The sequence below is a fragment of the Nonomuraea sp. B208 genome, from assembly GCF_057536035.1.
On the sequence record NZ_BAAJOU010000030.1, the window covers coordinates 474,516 to 496,144 of the forward strand.

Consider the following 21,629-nt stretch of genomic DNA (forward strand, 5'->3'; position numbering starts at 1 on the left):
CGGGCGCAGGGGGGAATACTGCTCCGAGATGTGCGGTTTGACAACACATCTCCACCGCATACGGTTTGTGGAGCCGCACATATCCCGAGGGGATCACATGCCTGACTACGGCCACGACCTGACGTTCGGGTCGTTCATCACGCCCGCCAACGCCGCGCCGGAGCAGGTGGTCGGCCTGGCGCGGGAGTCCGAGGACGCGGGGCTGGACCTCGTGACGTTCCAGGACCATCCGTACCAGCCGGGCTTCCTCGACACCTGGACGCTGCTCAGCTACGTCGCCGCGCGCACCGAGCGGGTGCACGTCTCGGCCAACGTCACGAACCTGCCGCTGCGCCCGCCCGCCGTGCTCGCCCGCGCGGCGGCGAGCCTCGACCTGCTCAGCGGGGGGCGGTTCGAGCTTGGGCTGGGCGCGGGGGGCTTCTGGGACGCGATCGAGGCCATGGGCGGGCGGCGGCTCACCCCGGCGCAGGCCGTGGACGCGCTCGACGAGGCGATCGACGTCATCCGCGGCTTCTGGGACGCGGGCAACACCGAGCGGTTCCGCGTGGACGGCACGTACTACCAGGTCAACGGGGCCAAGCGCGGGCCCGCTCCGGCGCACGACATCGGGATCTGGCTGGGGGCCTACAAACCGCGCATGCTCCGTCTTGTCGGGACGAAGGCGGACGGATGGCTGCCGTCGCTGTCGTACCTGCAGAGCCTCGACCAGCTCGACGAGGGCAACGCGATCATCGACGAGGCGGCGCTGGCCGCGGGGCGGGAGCCCGGCGCGGTGCGCCGGCTGCTCAACATCGGCGGGCGCTTTGGCCCGCCCAGCGACCGGCTGCTGTCGGGGCCGCCCCGGCAGTGGGCCGAACAGCTCGCCGCGATCTCCCTGCGGTACGGGATCGGCACCTACATCGTGATGGCCGACGACCCGGTGACGTTGCGGACGTTCGGCCAGGAGGTCGCGCCCGAGACGCGCCGGCTCGTGGCCGCCGAGCGCGCGGGCAGGTGAGCGATGGACTACGGGCAGCCGTTGCGTTTCGGGACGCGGATCGCCGCCGACGGGCCGGCCGAGGAGGCCGTGGCGCGGGCGGCGCTGGCCGAGGAGCTGGGGCTCGACCTCGTGCTCTTCGCCGAGACCTCCGAGGGCGTGGACGCGTGGACCTCGATGAGCTGGGCCGCGGCGCGGACCACGCGCGTCAGGATCGCCGCCGGGCCGCTGGACGGGGCCGCGCGCCCGCCCGCCGTGCTGGCCCGCGCGGCGGCGAGCCTCGACCTGCTCGCCGGCGGGCGGCTTGAGCTGGGGCTGAGCCCCACCGGACGTTGGGACCCCCGCGAGGGCGTCCAGGAGCTGCCGGCCGAAGAGGCGGCGGCCGCCGTGGAGGAGGCCGTCGGGATCATCCGCGGCGTCTGGGCGGAGGGCGAGTCCGCGCCGCTCCGCTTCGTCGGCGAGCACTACGAGGTTGCGGGCGCTCCTCGCGGCCCCGCGCCCGCCCACAACATCCCGATCTGGGTCGCGGGCACGGAGCCCCACGCCCTGCGCCTGGCGGGGACCACGGCCGACGGCTTACTGTTCCGGCTCCAGGACGATCTGGCCGGGGTCGCCGCCGCGCAGGCGGCGGTGGACGAGGCCGCGCGGGCCGCCGGGCGTGACCCCCGGGAGATCGAGCGCGTCGCGGTCCTGCCCGCCGGGGCTGCCGAGCTCATGGAGGCGCTGGCGGTGGAGCACGGGGTCGGGACGTTCGTGCTCGACGACCCGTCCGAGGCCGACCTGCGCGACTTCGCCGCGCGGCTCGCCCCCGCCCTGCGCGAGAGCGTGGCGGAGAAGCGCGCGGCCGGCGGGATCGCCGAGGCCAGGATCGCCCGCCTCGGTCTCCGGTCCCGCCGCCACCCCGGCATCGCCTACGACGCCGTCCCCGCCCACCTCGAACGGGTCGAGCCGGGCGACGCGGGGTATGCCCGTGTCCGCTCCACGTACATGCGGGGCGGTTCGCCCGGTCTGGTCCTGCGGCCCGGCACGCCCGCCGAGGTCGCCGACGCGCTGGCCTTCGCCCGTACGCAGCCGGTCAAGCTGGCGATCCGCAGCGGCGGCCACGGCATCAGCGGCCGTTCGACCAACCACGGCGGCATCGTGCTCGACGTCTCCCGCCTGAACACGATCGAGGTGCTGGACAAGGCCACCCGCCGGGTCCGCCTCGGTCCCGGCGCCCGGTGGAGCGACGTGGCGGCGGCGCTGGCCCCGTACGGCTGGGCGCTCACCTCCGGCGACTACGGCGGGGTCGGCGTCGGCGGCCTGGCGACGGCGGGCGGCATCGGCTGGCTGGCCCGCGAGCACGGCCTGACCATCGACCACCTGCGGGCCGTCGAGCTGGTGCTGGCGGACGGCAGCCTGGTCAGGGCCGACGACACCGAGAACGCCGAGCTGTTCTGGGGCGTGCGCGGCGCCGGGGCGAACTTCGGCGTCGTGACGAGCTTCGAGTTCGAGGTGGACGAGGTGGGCGACGTCGGTTTCGCGCAGTTGATCCTCGACGCCTCGGACCCGGCGGCGCTGCTGCGCGACTGGGGAGCGGTCGTCGAGGCCGCGCCGAGGGACCTCACCAGCTCGCTCATCCTCGGCCGCCCGCAGCCGGGGCAGCCGCCGATGGCCCAGGTCATGGCCGTGGTGGACGCCGACGACGCGGAGACGGTGCTGGACCGCCTGCGCCCGCTCGCCGCCGTCGCGCCGCTGCTCGACCACAGCATCCAGATCCTCCCGTACGCGGCGCTCATGAACGTGCCGCCGGGGCCGCACCACGGCCAGGGCGAGCCGGTCAGCCGCTCCGCGCTCGCCGACCACCTCACCCCCGAGCTGGCCGAGGCCGCCGCCCGCCTGGTCGCGAGCGGTCAGACGTACTTCTTCCACATCCGGGCGGCCGGCGGCGCGGTCTCCGACGTGCCCGCGGACGCCACCGCGTACGCGGGCCGCTCGGCGAACTTCTCCCTCGCCGCCTTCGGCTCCAGCAGGTCAGGGCTGGACCGCCTCTGGGACGCGATGCGCCCCCACTTCTCCGGCCTCTACCTCAACTTCGAGACCGACACCCGCCCGGAACGCCTCCACGACGCCTTCCCCGAGCCCACGCTGAGCCGCCTGCGGGCGCTCAAGCGCCGCTACGACCCCGGCAACGTCTTCCGCGACAACTTCCCGATCACGCCTTGACCTCAGGTCGACCTGAGGTCGCAGGCTGGAGGGCATGCCCGAGACGAAGGAACAGATGGAGGCGCTCGTCCGGCGGCTGGACGCGGTGGATGCCCGGCCAGGGGCCGCCGCGTTGCGCGCCCGGTCGTACGAGCTGCTGGAGCTGCCGGCCGGGGCCGGCGTGGTGGACGTCGGCTGCGGAGCGGGGCGCGCGGTCGCCGAGCTGGCCGGGCGCGGGGCGCGGCCGGTCGGCGTGGACGTCAGCGCGGAGATGCTCGCGGTGGCCCGTCACCGCTGGCCGGAGGGCGACTTCCGGCTCGGCGACGCCTGCGCGCTGCCGCTGGAGGACGGCTCGGTGGCGGGATACCGCGCCGACAAGGTCTTCCACGAGCTGGCCGAGCCGGCGCGGGCGCTGGCGGAGGCGCGCCGGGTGCTCGTGCCCGGCGGCCGGGCCGTGCTGGTGGGCCAGGACTGGGACACCTTCGTCATCGACTCCGACGACCCGGCGCTCACCCGGCGGCTGGTGCACGCCCGCGCCGACCTGGTGACCGCGCCCCGGGCCGCCCGGCGGCAACGCAACCTGCTGCTCGACGCCGGGTTCTCGGACGTGCACGCGGAGGTGCGCACCGAGGTGTTCACGGACGCGGCGATGCTGCCGGTGCTGGCCGGGCTCGCCGCGGCGGCCCGCACGGCCGGCGCCGTCGACGCCGATCAGGAGACGGCGTGGGTGGCCGAGCAGCGCCGGCGCGCCGAGACGGGCCGGCTGTTCCTGGCCCTGCCGATCTTCGTCGCGTCAGGGGTGAGCCGCTAGGAGCTCCGCGAAGCGCCCGACGTCCACGTTGCCGCCCGAGACGATCACGCCGATGCGCCGCGGCGGCTCACCCAGCCGCCCGGCCAGCAGCGCGGCGAGCGGCGTGGCGCCGCTCGGCTCGACGACCGTCTTCATCCGCTCGAACGCCGTCCGCATCGCCTGCCGGATCTCGTCGTCGGAGACCAGGACGACCTCGTCCACCAGACGCCTGTTGATCGAGAACGTCAGCTCGCCGGGGATCTCGGCCGCCATCCCGTCGGCGATCGTGCGCGGGATCGGGATCGACACGCGCTCCCCGGCGGCCAGCGAGCGCCTGGTGTCGTCGCCCGCCTCGGGCTCCACGCCGATCACCCGGATGCCGGGCAGCAGCCCCTTGGCCGCCGTCGCGCTGCCCGCGATCAGGCCGCCGCCGCCGATGGGGACGACCAGCGCGTCCAGCTCGCCGACCTCCTCGATCAGCTCCAGCGTCGCGGTGCCCTGACCGGCGATGACGTGCGGATGCTCGTACGGCGGGATGAGCGTCAGCCCGCGCTCGGCGGCCAGCGCCTCCCCGATCGCCACCCGGTCGCCGGTGTAGCGGTCGTAGGTGACGATCTCCGCGCCGTAGCCGGCCGTGGCCTCGCGCTTGAGCCGCGGGGTGTCCTCCGGCATGACGATCACCGCGCTGCTGCCCAGCTCGCGCGCGGCCAGGGCGACGGCCTGGGCGTGGTTGCCCGAGGAGTAGGTGGCGATGCCCCGCGCGAGCTGCTCGGGCGTCAGCCGCGAGATCGCGTTGTACGCGCCGCGGAACTTGAACGCCCCGACCCGCTGGAGGTTCTCGGCCTTGACGAAGACCTCGGCCCCGGCCAGTGCGTCGAGCGTGCGCGAACGCAGCACGGGCGTGCGGTGCGCGACCCCCTTGAGCCGGGCCGCGGCGTCACGGACGTCGTCGAGGGTGACCGGGAGTGCGTCGGGCATCAGTGCTGCTCCTCGTGGCGGGGAGACCCACGATAGCGGGAGGTCAGCCGGTGGTCTCCTCGGCCAGGGTGCCGCAGCGGAAGCCGGGCTCGCGGTCCGGGTCGAGTTGCAGGTTGCCGAGGTTCGTGGTCGACATCGAGCGGCGGAAGGTCTCCTGCTTGTCGCAGTCGTAGAACACGTAGGTGTTCTCCTTCTCGCCGAGCAGCATCATCCAGCGGCCGTCGTAGAGCGGCTTGTCGGTGGCGGCGTCCCGCAGCACCGCCCACTGGTCCTGGAAGCCGACATAGCCGAGCAGGTCGTTGGCCTGGCCGGTCTCCTGGACCTCGATCGCGCCCTTGACCAGGCCGAGGATCAGCACGAAGCCCAGCCCGAGCCCGGTCAGCGCGGCCACCAGCACCGTCATCCCCGCGCGGCCCACCCGCTTGCGGCGCAGCAGCCGGAACGGCACCAGGAAGGCGAGCACGCCGAGCCCCACGGCGACGGCGACCATGAGCCCCAGGGTCAGGTCGGCGACCAGGTTGAACAGCCCCCAGTACGTCGCCCCCGACCACAGCGCGGCCAGCGCGGCCACGATCCACGGGCGCTCGCGCAGCCGCGTGAGCAGCCGGCCGGCCGCGCCCCGCGTGACCCTGTCGATGAGCCAGCCGAAACCGACCAGGACGCCGATGGCCGGGATGAGCGCCAGCAGGAGCAGGATGAGCGTGCCCATGAGCCGGCCCAGCAGGACGGACTGGTCGATGCCGGCCTGCTGCGGGTTGACGCCGAAGACCCAGTAGACCTGCTCGATGCCGAGGTAGAGCACGGCGTACAGCGCGACGCCGACCGGCACCACCACGGCGCCGATGCGCTCCAGGACGGTGAGGACACCGCCGCCGTCCTCCTGCTCCGGCGCGGTGGGAAGGGGCTCCCGGACCTCGGTGAGCGTTGAGGGGGAATGCATGGGGGTGTCCCTTTCGAATCGTGCGGGCGTCCGTGACGCCGCGCCGATGCTACAGCGGACAAGTTCCGAAATATTGAACTTTCAGCCACATAAAAAACGGCGTGTTAGGTTCCCTTCCGGACGTTCCCCTTCCGGATCAGCAGCGGAGGCCCCATGGAGCCCGGCGCGAGCCCCACGGCGCGGGCCCTGATGACGCTCGAACTGCTCCAGGGCCATCCCGGCATCACGGCCGACCGGCTGGCCGGCCGGCTCGGCGTCTCCGAGCGCGCCGCCCGCCGCTACATCGGCATCCTGCGCGAGGCCGGCATCCCCGTCGAGGCGGTCCGCGGCCCGTACGGCGGCTACCGGCTCGGGCGGGGGCTGAGGCTGCCGCCGCTGACGTTCACCGCGGCCGAGGCACTGGGCCTGGTCATGGCGGTGCTCGACGGCCACCACGACGCGGGCGACCCGTCCGACCCGGTCGGCAGCGCGCTCGGCAAGATCATGCGGGCGCTGCCCGAGCCGGTGGCCGCCCAGGCCGAGGCGGTCCGGCGGACCACGGCGCCCGTGCCCGACCGCGCGGCGGCCCGCCCGGACCCTGGCATCACGGCCGCCCTCGTCCAGGCGTGCTCGGCCCGCCGACGGGCGCGGCTCGGCTACCGTTCCGAGGCGGGCAACGAGCGGACGATCGAGGTGGACCCGTGGGCGGTCGTCGTCCGCCACGGCCGCTGGTATCTGCTGTGCTGGTCCCACACCTCCGCCGGCCGCCGCGCCTACCGGGTCGACCGGGTCGGCGACGTGCGCGTCCTCGACGTCCCCTTCGAGCCGCCCGCCGGGCTCGACCCGGCCGCCGTCCTGGAGGAGCACCTGGCCGTCGGCTGGGACCACGAGGTCGAGGTCGTCGTCGAGGCCCCCGCCGAGCGGGTGGCGGGCTGGCTCTCCCGCGTCATGGGCCGCCCGGAACCGCTCGGCGCCGCCACCACCCGCCTGGTGGGCAGCACGAACAACCCGGCCTGGTACGCCGAGGAGCTGGCCAGGCTGCCGGTGGCGTACCGGATCGTGAGATGTCCGGATCTGGTGCGGGCGGCGCGGACGCTGGGGGAGCGGCTGCTCGCCGCGAGCGCCGGGCCCGCGGACCCGGGCTGACCGCGCTACTGCAGCGCGGCGATGGCCAGGTCGCGGCTGTCGTAGAAGGAGAGCAGCCGGTCCAGGCCCATGATCTTGAAGACGTGGGCGATGTCGGGCTCCATCCCGGCCAGCGCGAGCCGGGCGCCGGCCTCCTGGGCCCGCTGGTGCGCCGTCACCAGCACGGAGATGCCCGTGGAGTCGCAGAACGGCAGCGCCGACAGGTCGATCACCAGCCCGTCGCCGGGCGCGAGCGCGACCTGGTCGAGAGCCGCCTGAAGACGCGGCGAGGTGTGGTGATCGAGGTCGCCGGCGACGACCAGCACATGGATGCGAGCCGAATGCGGTTGGTAGGTGACGGTCAGACCGGGATCCTGCTGCACCGAGGCTCCTGAGAGAGGGGTGGGTCCTCGCGCCTGGGGAAGAGGGGCACGAGCCATGGGGTGATCTGCCCTATTCTACGTACTGGCGAGCTGGTGTCTGACCTGCCCGGCAACGAACGAAAGGGTCTCGTGTGGCACGCGACGACGCTGAACGCGGCCCGGTGCCGGCGGCTGGCGCCGGAATCTTCACCGTGGACGACGAGATCGGCCGCGACCTCGCCGTGGTGGACTGGCGCGCCACCCCGCTCGGCCCCCCCGAGGAGTGGCCGCAGAGCCTCCAGACGGCCGTGAGCATCCTGCTGTCGTCCCGCTTCTCGATGTGGATGGCGTGGGGGCCGGAGCTCACGTTCTTCTGCAACGCCGCCTACCGCCGCGACACGCTCGGCAGGAAATACCCGTGGGCGCTCGGCCGCCCGGCCAGCGAGGTGTGGGCGGAGATCTGGGGCGACATCGGCCCCCGCATCCACACCGTGCTGGACACGGGCCGGGCCACCTGGGACGAGGCGCTGCTGCTGTTCCTGGAGCGGGCCGGCTATCCGGAGGAGACCTACCACACCTTCTCCTACAGCCCGCTGCGCGACGATGACGGCGCGGTGGTCGGCATGCTCTGCGTGGTCAGCGAGGAGACCGAGCGGGTCGTCGGCGAGCGGCGCATGGCGACCCTGCGCGACCTCGGCTCCGACCCCAGCGTGGTGCGCACCGAGCAGGAGATGCTGGCCTTCGCCTGCCGCCAGCTCGGGCACAACCCGCAGGACCTCCCCTTCACCCTCACCTATCTGTTCGACGACGACGGCGGCGCGCGGCTGGCCGAGGCGACCGGCATCCCGGCCGGGCACCCGGCCGCCCCATCCGTCCTGCCCGCAGGTGACGCCGACCCGGTGTGGCCGCTCGCCGCGCCGGCCCGGGGCGAGTCCGAGCTGGTGGCGCTCGACGGCGCGCCGTTCGCCGGCCTGCCGTCCGGGCACTGGAGCGAGCCGCCCACGCAGGCGCTCGTGGTGCCGCTGCTCCAGCAGGGCGGCGCGCCGTACGGGTTCCTGGTGGCCGCGCTCAACCGGTACCGCCCGCTGGACGACGGCTACCGCGGCTTCGTCGAGCTGGCCGCCGGCCACGTCGCGGCCGGCATCTCCTCCGCCCGCAGCTACCAGGCCCAGCAGCGGCGGGCCGAGGAGCTGGCCGAGCTGGACCGGGCGAAGACCGTCTTCTTCTCCAACATCAGCCACGAGTTCCGCACCCCGCTCACCCTGATCATGGGGCCGGTGCAGGAGCTGCGCGGCGCGCTCGCCGACGGCGCCCCGCAGGTGCGCCAGGACCTCGACGTCATCCACCGCAACGCGCTGCGCCTCGGCAAGCTCGTCAACACGCTGCTCGACTTCTCCCGGCTCGAAGCCGGCCGCATGCAGGCCCGCTACGAGCCGGTGGACCTCGCGGCCGTCACCGCCGAGCTGGCCAGCGTCTTCCGCTCCGCGATCGACAAGGCCGGGCTGGAGTTCGTGGTCGACTGCCCCCCGCTCCCCGAGCCGGTCCACCTCGACCGGAGCATGTGGGAGAAGGTCGTGCTCAACCTGCTGAGCAACGCGCTGAAGTTCACCTTCGACGGCTCGGTCGGCGTCAGCGTGCGCGAGCACGACGGGCACGCGGTGGTCACGGTCACCGACACCGGCATCGGCATCCCGGCCGAGGAGCTGCCGCGGCTGTTCGAGCGGTTCCACCGGATCGAGAGCGCCCGCTCGCGCTCCCACGAGGGCAGCGGCATCGGGCTGGCCCTGGTGCAGGAGCTGGTGGGCCTGCACGGCGGCACCATCTCCGCCGAGAGCAGCGAGGACGAGGGCACGACGTTCACCGTCCGGCTGCCCTTCGGCGTCGCGCACCTGCCTCCCGGCAGCATCATCGCGCCCGGGGCGGCGGAGACGGTCACGGCCGGCGCCGACCCGTACGTCCAGGAGGCCCTGCGCTGGCTCCCCGAGGACGACGAGGCCGCCCAGGCGGCGGCCGAGGTCCCCGCCGTGGCCGGCGTGCCGGCGCCGGACGGCGGCCCGGCGCCCCGCGTGCTGATCGCCGACGACAACAGCGACATGCGCGAATACCTCCTCCGGCTGCTCAGGGGCGCCGGCTACCAGGTCACCGCCGTCGGCGACGGGCTGGAGGCCCTGGACACCGTCCGCGCGGACGCGCCCGACCTCGTGGTCAGCGACGTCATGATGCCGCGCCTCGACGGCCTGGCCCTGGTCTCGGCGCTGCGGTCCGACCCGCGCACCGCCGGCGTGCCGGTGCTGCTGCTGTCGGCCCGCGCCGGGCAGGAGGACTCGATCGAGGGCCTGGAGGCGGGCGCCGACGACTACCTGGTCAAGCCGTTCTCCGCCGCCGAGCTGCTGGCGCGGGCGCGGGCCAACGTGGAGCTGGCGCGGATGCGCAACCACCACACCCGGTGGCGCAGCGCCATGATCGACTCGTTGCAGGAGGGGTTCTTCGTCACCGACGAGACCGGCGCGGTGATCGAGGTCAACTCGGCCTTCACCGACATCCTCGGCTACGGGCCCGAGGACCTGCCGTACGCCCCCGAGCACCCCTGGTGGCCGGACGCCGACGCCGATCCGCAGGCGCACGCGCAGGTCGCCGAGGCGTTCGAGCGCATGATGCGCGAGGGCAGGGGCAGCGTCGACGTCCCCGTCACCCACCGGGACGGGCACCACGTGTGGATCACGGTCACCTTCAACGCGGTCACCGACCCCGACACCCGCCGCCGCCGCGTCGTGGGCACGGTGCGCGACGTCACCGCCGAGCACTACCTCGTGCAGCGCGAGAGCGCGCTCGCCGCGCTCAGCATGCGCGTCTCCCAGGCCGGCAGCCTGACCGACGCCCTGGCCGGCGGGCTGGAGGCGTTGCAGGAGGTGTGGCGGGCCCGGCAGGTGCTCGCCGCGGTGTGGAACGACGGCCGGCCGCTCGGCCTGGTCCGCGCCCCCGCGGGCGGCGACTGGCCGGACCTGCCGGAAGAGCTGCGGGAGAAGCTGACGGCGCTGCGCGAGCAGCCGCCCCTCCGCCCGGTCGCGCCCGGCGCGGACGGCGCCGGCATCACCCTGGAGCACCCCGAGGGCCTGCTCACCGTCTGGGTCGACCTGGGCCAGAACCGGCCCTTCACCGGCGAGGACCAGACCCTGCTGGCGCTGCTCGCCGGTCACCTCGGCCAGGGCCTGCACCGGGTCCACCAGCTCGACCAGCAGCGCGAGGCGGCCGTGGCGCTCCAGCGGGCCATCCTGGGCCCGTCCGAGCTGCCCGACGGCTTCGCCGTCCGCTACGAGCCGGCCGGCCGCCCCCTGGAGGTCGGCGGCGACTGGTACGACATCGTGCCGCTGGCCGAAGGGCGCATCGGCATCGTGGTCGGCGACTGCGTGGGGCGCGGGCTGGAGGCCGCCGCCGTCATGGGGCAACTGCGCAGCGCCTGCCGGGCCCTGCTGCTCCAGGACGCCAGCCCCGCGCAGGTGTTCACCGCGCTCGACCGGTTCGCCGCGCTCATCCCCGGCGCCAAGTGCACCACCGCCTTCTGCGGCGTGCTCGACACCGTCACCGGCGACCTCGTCTACTCCAGCGCCGGCCACCCGCCCGGCATCCTCGCCCACGCCGACGGCAGCACCGAGCTCCTCCAGGGCGGCCGGTCGGCCCCGCTCGCCGTGCCGACGGCCAAGGCGCGGCCGGAGGCGAGGTGCACCATGCCGCCCCGGTCCACGCTGCTCGTCTACACCGACGGGCTGGTGGAGCGGCGCCGGCGTCCGCTGACCGACGGCATCGACGAGGCCAGCGCGGCCGTACAGGCGGGCCGGGCCACCCCCATCGAGGCGCTCGCGAGCGAGGTCATGGCCAGCCTCACCCCGGACGACGGCTTCAGCGACGACGTCGCGCTGCTCCTCTACCGCCAGCCCGCCCCGCTGGAGGTCGCCTTCCCCGCCGAGTCCAGCCAGCTCGCCCCCGTGCGCGCGGCGCTCCGCGACTGGCTGAGCCGCTGCCAGCTCGCCCCCGCGCAGCTGCAGAACGTGCTCGTGGCGGCGGGCGAGGCGTGCGCCAACGCCATCGAGCACGGGCACCGCGACGCCCCCGGCCGGACGATCCGCCTGCGGGCGGTCGCCACCGGCAGCGGCCTGCGCCTCACCGTCACCGACACCGGCCGCTGGAAGATCCCCGAACCCGAGGCCAATCCGCACCGCGGACGGGGCGTCGCGCTCATGCGCGCCCTGATGAACGAGGTCACCATCCAGCCCGGCGCCGCCGGAACCACCGTCGACCTGCAGACGAGGATCTCCCGATGACCGCACCTCTCACCGTGGTCGCCTCGCAGCGGCCGGACGGCACCCTGGTCCTCGCCTGCGCGGGCGAGATCGACATGAGCAACGCCGGCGCGCTGGACGAGGCCCTGGCGGGCGCCGACGGCGACGGCACGGTGCTGGTCGACCTGAGCGCGGTCGAATATCTGGACAGCGCGGGCCTGACCGTGCTGTTCTCCCACGTCGAACGCATCCGGCTGGTCGCCAACCCGCTGCTCGAACCCGTACTGACGATCTCGGGGCTGGCCGACCTCACCACCGTCGAGGGCCTCACCGACGACGGCCGGTAGCGGCGGTGTTCCCAGACTTGACCGCTGCCGGGAGTAAAAGGGGGAAGATGGCGGCCAACGAGAGGCTCGACCCGCCGGCCGAGGTGCTCGACCAGGCGGCGGCCGTGTTCGGGCTGCTGTCCTCGCCGTCCCGGCTGCACATCGTGTGGGCGCTCGCGCAGGGCGAGTGCGACGTGTCCGGGCTGGCGGAACGGGTGGGCGGCGCGCTGCCCGCGGTCAGCCAGCACCTGGCCAAGCTCAAGCTGGCGGGCCTGGTCCGGTCGCGGCGCGAGGGCCGCAGGGTGGTCTACCTCATCGACGACCAGGACATCGTGACCACGGTGCAGGGCCTGGTCGGCCGGCTCGCCGAGCGGCGGGGCCCCGGGGAGCACGCCCGTGGTCTGGGCGCCTGAGGCGGCCGACACCCCGCTCCGGGTCCTGCGGCGGCTGGAGACCGGTCCGCGCGGCCTCGTGACCGCCGACGCCGAGGCGCGGCTGCTCGACCACGGCGAGAACGTCGTACCGTCCCGGCTGCCCCCCACCTTGCCGCGCCGGCTGCTCCGCAGCGTGCGCGACCCGTTCACGCTGGTGCTGCTGGGGCTGGGGCTGGTCAGCGCGCTCATCGCGTCCTGGGCGACGGCGGGCGTCATCGTCCTCCTGGTCGCGGTGAGCTGCCTGCTGCGCTCCAACGGCGAGCATCGCGCCGACCGCTCGACGGCCGCGCTGCGCCGGCTGGTCGCGACGACGACGACCGTGCGGCGGCGGGCGACGAAGGACGCCGAGCCGGAGGAACGGGAGATCCCCGCCGACCAGCTGGTGCCGGGCGACGTGATCAAGCTGGGCCCCGGCGACCTGGTGCCCGCCGACGCGCGGCTGCTGCGGGCCAACGGCCTGACCGTGCACCAGGCGCAGCTCACCGGGGAGTCGGCGCCGGTGGCCAAGCGGGCGCTGGACCTGCCGGACGGCGACGAGCACCTGCTGTGGCAGGGGAGCAGCGTGGCCTCCGGCAGCGCGCTCGCCGTGGTGACCGCCACGGGAGCCGCCACCCGCTTCGCCGGCGCCTACGCCGGGCCCCCGCCGGGAGCGCGATCCGGATCGCGGCTCTCCCGGCGGCGGGGCGCGCGGCGGACGTCGGCTTTCGACCGGTCCGTGTACGGGCTCTCCTGGGTCCTGGTCCGGGGCATGCTGGTCATCCCGCCGGTCGCCCTCGTCGCCAACGCGGTGCTGCGCGGCAAGGGGTTGGAGGCGCTGCCGTTCGCGGTGGCCGTGGCGGTCGGGCTGACGCCCGAGATGCTGCCCGTCGTGGTGACCACCGTCCTGGCGAGGGGGTCTGCGCTGCTGGCGCGGCGCGGCGTGATCGTCAAACGGCTGTCCGCGCTGCCCGACATGGGCGCGATCGACGTCCTGTGCATGGACAAGACCGGCACGCTCACGCGTGACCGCCCGGTGCTGAGCGGGTCCGTCGGCCCCGGCGGGCGGCCCGATCCCGAGCCGCTGCGCTGGGCGGCCGTCAACGGCCTGGTGACGCTGCACCTCGCCGACCCGCCCGCCCCCGACCCGCTCGACGAGGCCATCCTCGCCGGCGCCCCTGAGCTGGGCGAGGTCGAGGGGCTGGACGCGGTGCCGTTCGACCCGCTGACCCGGGTGTCCCGCGCGCTCGTACGGGACGGCGAGGACGTCGTCGTGGTGGTCAAGGGCGCCGTCGAGGCGGTGCTGGAGCGGTGCGCGATCGGCGAGCGCGAGCGGCGGCGCGCGAACGCCACCGCCGCGGCGCTGGCGCGGTCAGGTGCGCGCGTGCTGGCCGTGGCCCGCGGGGCGGCGTCCGTCCCCGGCCTGGACGCCGTGGCGCGTGGGGCCGCGTCCGTCCCCGGCCTGGATGCCGGGGTGCGCGGGGCCGCGTCCGTCCCCGGCCTGGATGCCGGGGTGCGCGGGGGCGCGTCTCAAGTCGGCTTGGACGCCGTGGCCCGCTGGGGGGCATCCCCTCCGGCCGGTCTGGACGAGGTCGGCGAGCGCGGGCTCACCCTCGTCGGCTTCGTCACCCTGGCCGATGAGCCCTCCCCGGACGCCGCCGCAGCCCTCGCGGTGCTGGCCCGCCGTGGCGTCAAGGTCAAGATCCTGACCGGCGACCACCCGGGCACGGCGGCCAGGATCTGCCGTGAGCTGGGCCTGGAGGCGGGCGAGGTGGCCGACGCGGCCGGCCTCACCGCCGCCGCGGCCGAACGGGCCACGGTGATCGCCCGCTGCACGCCCGAGCAGAAGGCCCGCGTGGTACGCGCCCTGCGCGCCGCCGGGCACACGGTCGGCTTCCTCGGCGACGGCGTCAACGACCTGCCCGCCATGCGCGCCGCCGACGTCGGCATCTGCCCGCGCGGCGCCGTGGACGTCACCCGCGAGGCCGCCGACGTCGTGCTGGCCGGCAAGGACCTGTCGGCCATCGGCCAGGCGGTCGTCGTGGGCCGGCGCAGCAGCGGCAACATCGTCACCTACCTGCGCATCGCCCTGTCCTCGAACCTGGGCAACGTGATCGCCATGCTGGTCGCCGGGCTGGCGCTGCCGTTCCTGCCGATGCTGCCGGTCCAGGTGCTCGCCCAGAACCTCTGCTTCGACGCCGCGCAGCTCGCCCTCGCCTTCGAACGGCCGGGCCCGGCCGTGCTGCGCCGCCCGTTCCGGCTGCGGCGGCAGGCCGTGCTCCGCTTCATCACGGGGTTCGGCCTGGTGAACGCGGGCGTCGACCTGGTCACGTTCGCGGTGCTGACCCGCTTTCACGGCACGCACGACGAGTCGGCCTTCCACACCGGCTGGCTGGTCGAGAACGTGCTCACCCAGGCCGCCATCATGCTGCTCCTGCGTCCCGTCGCGCGGGTGTCGCGCCCGCTCGGCCTGGCCACGGGCGCGCTCGCGGCGGCCGGCCTGCTGCTGCCGATCTCGCCGCTCGCGCCGGCGCTGGGGCTGGTCGCGCTGCCCGTCACGAGCCTGCTGTGGCTGCTGCTGGTGCTGGTGCTGTACGCCGGGGTGCTGCTGGCCCTGACTACCCGTACGAGACGCAAGCCGTGATACTTGGTCCGCCCGGTACATGATCGACCAGGGAGCAGACCGATGGAGTCCAGGGGCCAGACGGCCGAAATCATGATCGCGGAGGCCCGTAAGGCGTTATGGGTGATGGTCGGGTTCCTGGCCGTCATCTGGGTCCTGCAGATCCCCAACTGGCTGTCCGGCTACGCGCTCAGCCGCGCGTACGGCGTGCAGGCGTGGAACCCGGAGACGCTGCCCGGCATCATCTCCTCGGCGTTCCTGCACTGGAGCTGGGAGCACATCGAGGGCAACTCCGGGCCGCTGTTCGTCTTCGGCTTCCTCGCCGCCTATCGCGGTGTGGCCAAGTTCTTGAGCGTGACGGCGCTCATCGTCCTGGTCAGCGGCCTCGGGGAGTGGTTCACCGCGGACCCGGACGCCGTCGGGGCGGGGGCGAGCGGCGTCGTCTTCGGATATTTCGGGTACGTCCTGGTCCGCGGCGTCTTCGACCGGCACCTGATCGACATCGTGATCGGCGTGGTCATGGCATTGTCCTTCGCCTACCAGTTCACCGGGCTGCTGCCGCAGGAGGGGATCGGCTGGCAGGCGCACCTGTTCGGGTTCCTCGCCGGCACGGTGGGCGGCTGGATCTTCCGCGACCGCAGGGCCGCCGCCTCCAAGCCCGCCGCCCCGCCTGCTTCCGGCGGCTCGCGTTCCTCCCTCCACAAGGAGCTGGACGACCTCGGTCTCTGAGCGCGTACGCCCGGCGGAGTACGCGCCCCGGGCGCCCGACGTGGTGATCGCCGTCCCCTAGGGGCGGGCCCCTGAGGACCAGGGCGGTAGACCCTGACCCCGCCGTACCCGTGGCGGCGTAGCAGGAGTGCCGCCCGAGGCCGGATGTCCGGCGCCTCCCGGTTCAGGAGTCTTGAGCACGACGCAAACGACTTCTTCAGACAGGGAGCGCGACATGACCGCCGCCATCGAGACCATGCTCTCCAGGCTGGTCTCCAAACTGGCCGCCTGGCTCAGCCGGCACAGCATCGACATCCTGCGGATCAGTCTCGGGCTGGTCTTCGTGGCCTTCGGGACGCTCAAGTTCTTCCCGGGGGTGAGCCCGGCGGAGGCGCTGTCGGTGGCCACGCTGGAGAGGCTGTCCATGGGGCTGCTGTCGGGGTACGCGGCGCAGGCCGTGATCGCCGGGCTGGAGGTCTTCATCGGCCTCACGCTGGTGACGGGCCGGCTGCTGAAGACCGGGCTGGTGGTGATGGCCGGTGCGCTGGCCGGGTTCTTCGCCCCGTACGTGCTGTTCTTCACCGACCTGTTCCCCGGTGCGCCCACGCTGGAGGCGCAGTACATCTTCAAGGACATCGTCCTCGCCGCCGCGGCCCTGGTGATCGGCGCCCGCGCCCTCGGCGCCCGTCTGGTCCCCGCCCGCGCCGCGCTGTGAGCCCCGAGTGCTGGGGAGGTCAGGCCACTTCCGTATGCTCCCCGGCATGACCGCCCGCGCCACCCGTGACACCGGACTCACCCTGCGCGAGCTGCTCGCCTTCGACGAGGGCGGCATCCTGCGGCTGCTGCTCGCGCCCTCCGGGCAGGACGTCGCCATCACCGGGATGATCATCGGGGAGGAGGGGGCGGCCCGCTCGTACGGGGGGCGGATCGTGCTGGCGGTGGGGGTGCTGCCGTCGGTGCACGACTTCGTCCGCGAGGCCGCCGGGCGCGGGGCCGCCGCGGTCGTGCTGCGCGATCACCCCGGCCTCGACCCCGAAGACGTGCCCGGGGAGGCGGGAGCGCCGTCCGTGGTCGCGGTCGCGGAGCGGGCCGGGGTCGCGCTGCTCGCCCGCGCCGCCTGGGCCGACTGGGACGACGTGGCCACCCTGGTGCGCTCGGCCGCCGCCTACGCCGGAGCCGGGCGCGGGGACCGGATGGCCGACGTCACGGCCGGCGGCGGGCTCGCGGCGCTGGCTTCGGCGGTGGCCGAGTTCACCGGTGGGTCGATCACCATCGAGGACACCGCGTTCCGGGTGCTGGCCTACTCCGCCATCGGGCCCGAGGCCGACGAGCTGCGCCGCTCCACCATCCTCGGCGGCCGGGTGCCGGACTGGCGGGTGGAGGAGCTGCGGCGCAGCGGCCTGCTGCGTACGTTGTGGTCCTCCGACGAGGTGATCCACCGGCCCGCCGACGGCTCCAGCCCGGAACGGCTCATCATCGCCATCCGCAGCGGGCGGGAGATGCTCGGCTCCATCTGGGCCGCCGCGGACGCCGGCCGCCCGTTCACGGAGGGCGCGGCGCGGGCGCTGCGGCGGGCGGCCGAGGTGGCGGTGCCGTACCTGGTGCAGCACCGGCTGCGGGAGAGCGGCGCGCGGCGGCGCGAGGAGCACGCGCTGCGCGGGCTGCTGGGCGGGCGCGGGGACATGAGCACCCACGCCTGGACCCTCGGCCTCGCCCCGGACCTGCCCTGCGCAGTCGTCATCGCCGACCCCAACGACCCCGCCAACGCTGTGAACCCCCAGCCCACCGCCCCCGCAACTCCCACCCCGCCCCCGCCGATGACTGCCGCGCCGCCGGCCGGTTGGTCCGTCGCCTCGCCCCTCGCGCCGCCCGCCGTCGCGCCCGGGACCTCGTCGGATGCCGCCCCGCCGGCTGTCCCGCCGGCTGCCCCACCGGCTGTCGGCCCGTCCGTCGCGCCGTCGTCTGCCCCGTCGTCGTCTGCCATGCCCGCTGAGCCGCCGGTCGCGCCACTCACCGCCGCGCCCGCCGTCAACCCTGCCGCCTCGGCGGGTGCGCCGCCGGCTGGTTGGTCCGTCGCCCCGTCGGCGGTCCCGTCCGTCGGCGCGGTTGGGCAGCGGGAGGCGGGGTTGGAGCGGGTGATGGGGTTGTTGGCCGTGCAGGCCGCCTCCTACCGGGCCGGGATTCGGGTGCTGCGGGACGGTGGGCGGGTGATGGCGCTGGTGCCGGTACGGCGGGGGGCTGAGCGGGATGTGCTCGCCCTGGCTCGTGAGCTGGACACCCTGGCGGCGTCGCTGGGAGGTGCGGGGCCGGTGTTCGTGGGGGCGGGCCCGGTCGTGCCGTCTCCGCTGCGGGCCGCCGACTCCCGCGCGGACGCCGAGCTGGTCATCCGGGTGCTGCGCGAGCGGGCGGCGAGCGCCGCGCAGGACCCGGCGGCCGGTGGCGGGCCGACTGGTGGCGGGTCGGCAGGCGGCAAATCGGCAGGTGGCGGGTCGGCAGGTGGCGGGTCGGCAGGCGGCAGGTCGGCCGGTGGTGCACGGGCCGGTGCTGGACGGGCCGGTGGCGAGTCGGCCGGTAGTGGGTGGGGCGCCGGTGGGCAACGGGCGGCCGGGGAGGGGCCGGGGGTGCGGCGGCATGCGTCGGCGGCTGAGTTGGGGGCGGCTCTGGACGTGCAGCGGGTGTTGGACGCGGTGTGGCCGGTCTGGGAGCGGGGGAGCGGGCCGGTGTACGACCTCGTGCGGGGCGATCTCGCGGCGGGCGGCGAACTGGTCCGTTCGCTCGCCGCGTACCTGGACGCCTCCTGTGACGTCGGCCGCGCGGCCAAGCGGCTGGTCCTGCACCCCAACACCCTGCGCTACCGCCTGCGCCGCGTCCGCGACCGGTACGGCGTGGACCTGGACGACCCCGACACCCGGCTCATGCTCACCCTCGCGGTCCGCCTGGCCACCCGCCCGCGCTGACCTGATCCTTTGGCCGAACGGACAGAACGGTCCGTGACCTTTGGCCTGCCGGACGAAGACGATCGACGGTCGCATGCCCGAATCTGTTTTCGTACCCATCCGAAAGCCACGCACCCCCCGTGTACGTCCAGGAGCCCCGTACCGTGATTCACGGCAGTTCCACGCTCTCCCCCGCCCGCACCACCGCTGACCGGGTGGCCGACGTCGTCCGGCACGCGGTCAGGACCGGCGCGGTCGGCCCGGCCCACCCGGTGGCCGGGTTCGTCGACGTCGAGGGGGTGCGCGACTCGGTCGCCGCCCTGCGTGAGGCGTTCGCCCCCGCGCCCCAGGTGCTGCACACGTTCGCCGCCAAGGCCGCGTCCCTGATCCCGGTCCTGCGGCTGCTCGCCGAGCAGGGCATGGGCTGCGAGGTCGCCAGCCCGGGCGAGCTGCGTATCGCGCTCGACGCCGGGTTCGCGCCCGGCGACATCGTCCTCGACTCGCCCGCCAAGACGCGCGCGGAGCTCGCCGAGGCGCTGGCGCTCGGGGTCGCGGTCAACGCCGACAACCTCGACGAGCTGCGCCGCATCGACGAGCTGCGCGCGCCAGGGTCCGCTTCGGTCGTCGGGCTGCGGGTGAACCCGCAGGTGGGCGGCGGCTCCATCGGCGCGATGAGCACGGCGACGGCGACGTCCAAGTTCGGGGTGACGCTGCGCGACCCCGGCAACCGCGAGCGCGTGGTGCGCGCCTTCGCCGAGCGTCCCTGGCTGACCCGTCTGCACGCGCACGTCGGCTCCCAGGGCTGCCCGCTGGAGCTGATCGCGGCGGGCATCGCGGAGACGTACGCGCTGGCCGAGGAGATCAACGCCGTCCTGGGCGAGCGCCGGATCACCAGCCTCGACATCGGCGGCGGCCTGCCGGTGAACTTCGCCGACGACGAGACCACCCCCACCTTCGCCGAGTACGTGGCCGCGCTCCAGGCCGCCGTCCCCGGGATCCTCGACGGCCGGTACGCGCTGGTCACCGAGTTCGGCCGCTCCCTGCTGGCCAAGAACGGCTTCATCGCCGCCCTGGTCGAGTACACCAAGGACGCGGGCGGGCGGCGGATCGCGATCACGCACGCGGGCGCGCAGGTCGCGACCCGGACGGTGTTCATGCCGGAGGCGTGGCCGCTGCGGGTGGCCGCGTTCGACGCCGACGGGCTGCCCAAGGACGGCCCGCTCCTGGCGCAGGACGTGGCCGGGCCGTGCTGCTTCGCCGGGGACGTGGTCGCGCACGCCAGGAAGCTGCCGGAGCTGGCGGAGGGCGACGTCGTCGTGCTGCGCGACACCGGGGCCTACTACTTCTCGACGCCGTGGGCCTACAACAGCCTGCCGTACCCGGGGGTGCACGGCTTCACGGTCGCGGACGGCGGCGAGGTGCGCCTGGCCACCGTACGGCCCGCGCAGACCCTCGACGAGATCGCGGCGACCAGCGGCCTGGCGTACGCGGGCGCACTGGGCGGCCTCCTGGAACCGGCTCTCTGACCGCATTTACATGATTAATCATGATCGCTAGCGTCGCGGTCATGGATGCCTTCATCGTGGCCGCCCGCCCCGAGGACGTGCCCGCGCTCGTACGTTCGGCCGCGGCGCTCTTTCGGGAGGACGGCGGGCGGCGGGACCCGCGCATGGACGTGGGCTGGCCGGAACGCGACGGGTTCGCCTACTACGACGGCATGGTGACCGGGCCGGACACCCTGGCGCTCCTGGTCCGGCTCGGCGGACCGGACGGGCCGGTGGCCGGACACCTCACCGGCCAGCTGCGGGCCCCCGACGAGCTTCGCCCGGACGCGGTCGTGGCCGTGCTCGTCAGCATGCGGGTGGCGGAGGAACTGCGCGGGAAGGGCGTCGGCGCGAAGCTGGTCGGGCGGTTCCTGGACTGGGCGCGGGAGCGCGGCGCGAACGAGGCGTCGGTGTCGGCGTACGCGGCCAACACCGGCGCCCTCCGCTTCTACGAGGCACGCGGCTTCGAGCCCCACGAGGTCACGCTCACGACGGCGGTCTGACGGCGGCCTCCTGGAGTCGGCCGTCTGACCTAGGCTGGCAGCCGTGGCCAAGTTGATCTCCGTTGATGTTCCCGAGGCGTTCGCCGCGTCCTACGGTACGCAGGGCGCCGAGGCACGGGCGTGGCTCGCCGAGCTGCCCCGGCTGGGCGGCGAGTTCCTGGACCGTTGGGAGCTGCGGCCGGACGGCCCGCCCGCTCACGGCATGGCGTCGCTGGTCCTGCCCGTGCTCCGGGCCGACGGGACGCCCGCCGTGCTGAAGCTGCAGCAGCCGCGGGAGGAGACCGCCGGCACCGCGGCCGGGCTGAGGGCGTGGGACGGCGACGGGATCGTGCGCCTGCTCGACCATGACGAGAGCAGCGCCACGCAGCTGCTGGAGCGGCTGGACGCGGCCAGGCCGCTGTCCTCGGTCGCCGACGACGCCAAGGCGCTGCGGATCCTGGCCGAGCTGATGGCACGGCTGACCGCGGTGCCCGCCCCACCAGGGCTGCGGCGGCTGTCGGACATCGCCGCCGCCATGCTCGACCAGGTCCCGGAGGCGGTGCGGGCCCTGCGTGACCCCGCCGAACAGCGGCTGGTGCGCACCTGCGCGTCCGCCGTGGCCGAGCTGACGGGTGAGCCCGGCGACCGCCTGCTGCACTGGGATCTGCACTACGACAACGTGCTCGCCGGGGAGCGCGAGCCCTGGCTGGCGATCGACCCCGAGCCGCTGGCCGGCGACCCGGGGTTCGAATTGCTGCCGGCGCTCGACAACCGGTGGGACGAGGTGGAGGCCACCGGTGACGTGGCTCGCGCGGTGCTGCGGCGCTTCGACCTGCTGACCGAGGTCCTCGGCCTGGACCGGGACCGGGCGATCGGCTGGACGCTCGGCCGCGTGCTGCAGAACGCCCTGTGGGACGTCGAGGACGGCAAGGCGACGCTGGAACCCGCCCAGGTCGCCATCGCCGCCGCTCTGCTCGGCCGGCGGTAGG

General features: G+C 74.6%; 16 protein-coding genes and 1 pseudogene. 14 read left to right on the top strand and 3 right to left on the bottom strand.

The features are described from left to right. Positions 1-97 precede the first annotated feature (97 nt). From AC27IY_RS43785 to AC27IY_RS43795, 3 genes and pseudogenes are all read left to right on the top strand, one after another. Positions 98-988, top strand: a pseudogene (locus AC27IY_RS43785) (LLM class flavin-dependent oxidoreductase); the annotation flags it as partial. A 12-nt stretch (positions 989-1,000) separates the two neighbouring features. Beyond that, on the top strand, positions 1,001-3,181 hold the full coding sequence (locus AC27IY_RS43790) for an LLM class flavin-dependent oxidoreductase (protein WP_487181614.1): 2,181 nt from the start codon (positions 1,001-1,003) through the stop codon (positions 3,179-3,181). Between the two features lie 34 nt (positions 3,182-3,215). Next, a complete protein-coding gene (locus AC27IY_RS43795) occupies positions 3,216-3,971 on the top strand; it encodes a methyltransferase domain-containing protein (RefSeq protein WP_487181615.1) in 756 nt (251 codons plus the stop codon). Here AC27IY_RS43795 and AC27IY_RS43800 read toward each other — a convergent pair. Both AC27IY_RS43800 and AC27IY_RS43805 read right to left on the bottom strand, forming a co-directional pair. Then, on the bottom strand, positions 3,954-4,928 hold the full coding sequence (locus tag AC27IY_RS43800) for a threo-3-hydroxy-L-aspartate ammonia-lyase (protein ID WP_487181616.1): 975 nt from the start codon (positions 4,926-4,928) through the stop codon (positions 3,954-3,956). The genes AC27IY_RS43795 and AC27IY_RS43800 overlap by 18 nt on opposite strands. 43 nt (positions 4,929-4,971) lie before the next feature. Further along, positions 4,972-5,868, bottom strand: coding sequence for a hypothetical protein (locus AC27IY_RS43805; RefSeq protein WP_487181617.1), 897 nt, complete (start codon positions 5,866-5,868; stop codon positions 4,972-4,974). A 153-nt stretch (positions 5,869-6,021) separates the two neighbouring features. Between AC27IY_RS43805 and AC27IY_RS43810 the strand changes: the two genes are divergently transcribed. Further along, the gene (locus AC27IY_RS43810; protein WP_487181618.1) at positions 6,022-6,993 is read left to right on the top strand and encodes a helix-turn-helix transcriptional regulator; all 972 of its coding nucleotides are present in this window, start codon (positions 6,022-6,024) and stop codon (positions 6,991-6,993) included. 5 nt (positions 6,994-6,998) lie between these two features. Here AC27IY_RS43810 and AC27IY_RS43815 read toward each other — a convergent pair whose 3' ends face one another. After that, complete coding sequence (locus AC27IY_RS43815) at positions 6,999-7,355, bottom strand: STAS domain-containing protein (RefSeq protein WP_344209914.1); 357 nt, start codon at positions 7,353-7,355, stop codon at positions 6,999-7,001. Between the two features lie 131 nt (positions 7,356-7,486). Here AC27IY_RS43815 and AC27IY_RS43820 point away from each other — a divergent pair, with 131 nt between their 5' ends. The 10 genes from AC27IY_RS43820 to AC27IY_RS43865 all read left to right on the top strand — a co-directional run bounded on the left by AC27IY_RS43820 (position 7,487) and on the right by AC27IY_RS43865 (position 21,628). Beyond that, positions 7,487-11,653, top strand: coding sequence for a SpoIIE family protein phosphatase (locus AC27IY_RS43820; protein WP_487181619.1), 4,167 nt, complete (start codon positions 7,487-7,489; stop codon positions 11,651-11,653). Continuing rightward, positions 11,650-11,958, top strand: coding sequence for an STAS domain-containing protein (locus tag AC27IY_RS43825; protein ID WP_344209910.1), 309 nt, complete (start codon positions 11,650-11,652; stop codon positions 11,956-11,958). Before AC27IY_RS43820 ends, AC27IY_RS43825 begins: the two co-directional genes overlap by 4 nt. 47 nt (positions 11,959-12,005) lie before the next feature. Beyond that, entirely contained in the window at positions 12,006-12,350 is a 345-nt protein-coding gene (locus AC27IY_RS43830; protein ID WP_344209908.1) for an ArsR/SmtB family transcription factor, read from the top strand. After that, a complete protein-coding gene (locus tag AC27IY_RS43835; protein WP_487181620.1) occupies positions 12,334-14,991 on the top strand; it encodes an HAD-IC family P-type ATPase in 2,658 nt (885 codons plus the stop codon). Before AC27IY_RS43830 ends, AC27IY_RS43835 begins: the two co-directional genes overlap by 17 nt. A gap of 42 nt (positions 14,992-15,033) precedes the next feature. Then, positions 15,034-15,699 carry a rhomboid family intramembrane serine protease gene (locus AC27IY_RS43840; RefSeq protein ID WP_487181621.1) on the top strand — a complete coding sequence of 222 codons (666 nt, stop codon included), beginning with the start codon at positions 15,034-15,036 and terminating at the stop codon, positions 15,697-15,699. Between the two features lie 214 nt (positions 15,700-15,913). Then, positions 15,914-16,393 carry a DoxX family protein gene (locus AC27IY_RS43845; RefSeq protein WP_449948315.1) on the top strand — a complete coding sequence of 160 codons (480 nt, stop codon included), beginning with the start codon at positions 15,914-15,916 and terminating at the stop codon, positions 16,391-16,393. Between the two features lie 46 nt (positions 16,394-16,439). Then, entirely contained in the window at positions 16,440-18,635 is a 2,196-nt protein-coding gene (locus AC27IY_RS43850; RefSeq protein ID WP_487181622.1) for a PucR family transcriptional regulator, read from the top strand. Between the two features lie 143 nt (positions 18,636-18,778). After that, positions 18,779-20,140 (top strand): type III PLP-dependent enzyme domain-containing protein, encoded by a 1,362-nt coding sequence (locus tag AC27IY_RS43855; RefSeq protein WP_487181623.1) that lies wholly within the window; start codon positions 18,779-18,781, stop codon positions 20,138-20,140. Between the two features lie 41 nt (positions 20,141-20,181). Continuing rightward, on the top strand, positions 20,182-20,661 hold the full coding sequence (locus AC27IY_RS43860; protein WP_487181624.1) for a GNAT family N-acetyltransferase: 480 nt from the start codon (positions 20,182-20,184) through the stop codon (positions 20,659-20,661). A gap of 43 nt (positions 20,662-20,704) precedes the next feature. Beyond that, entirely contained in the window at positions 20,705-21,628 is a 924-nt protein-coding gene (locus AC27IY_RS43865) for an aminoglycoside phosphotransferase family protein (protein WP_487181625.1), read from the top strand. The last annotated feature ends 1 nt before the right edge of the window (position 21,629 follow it).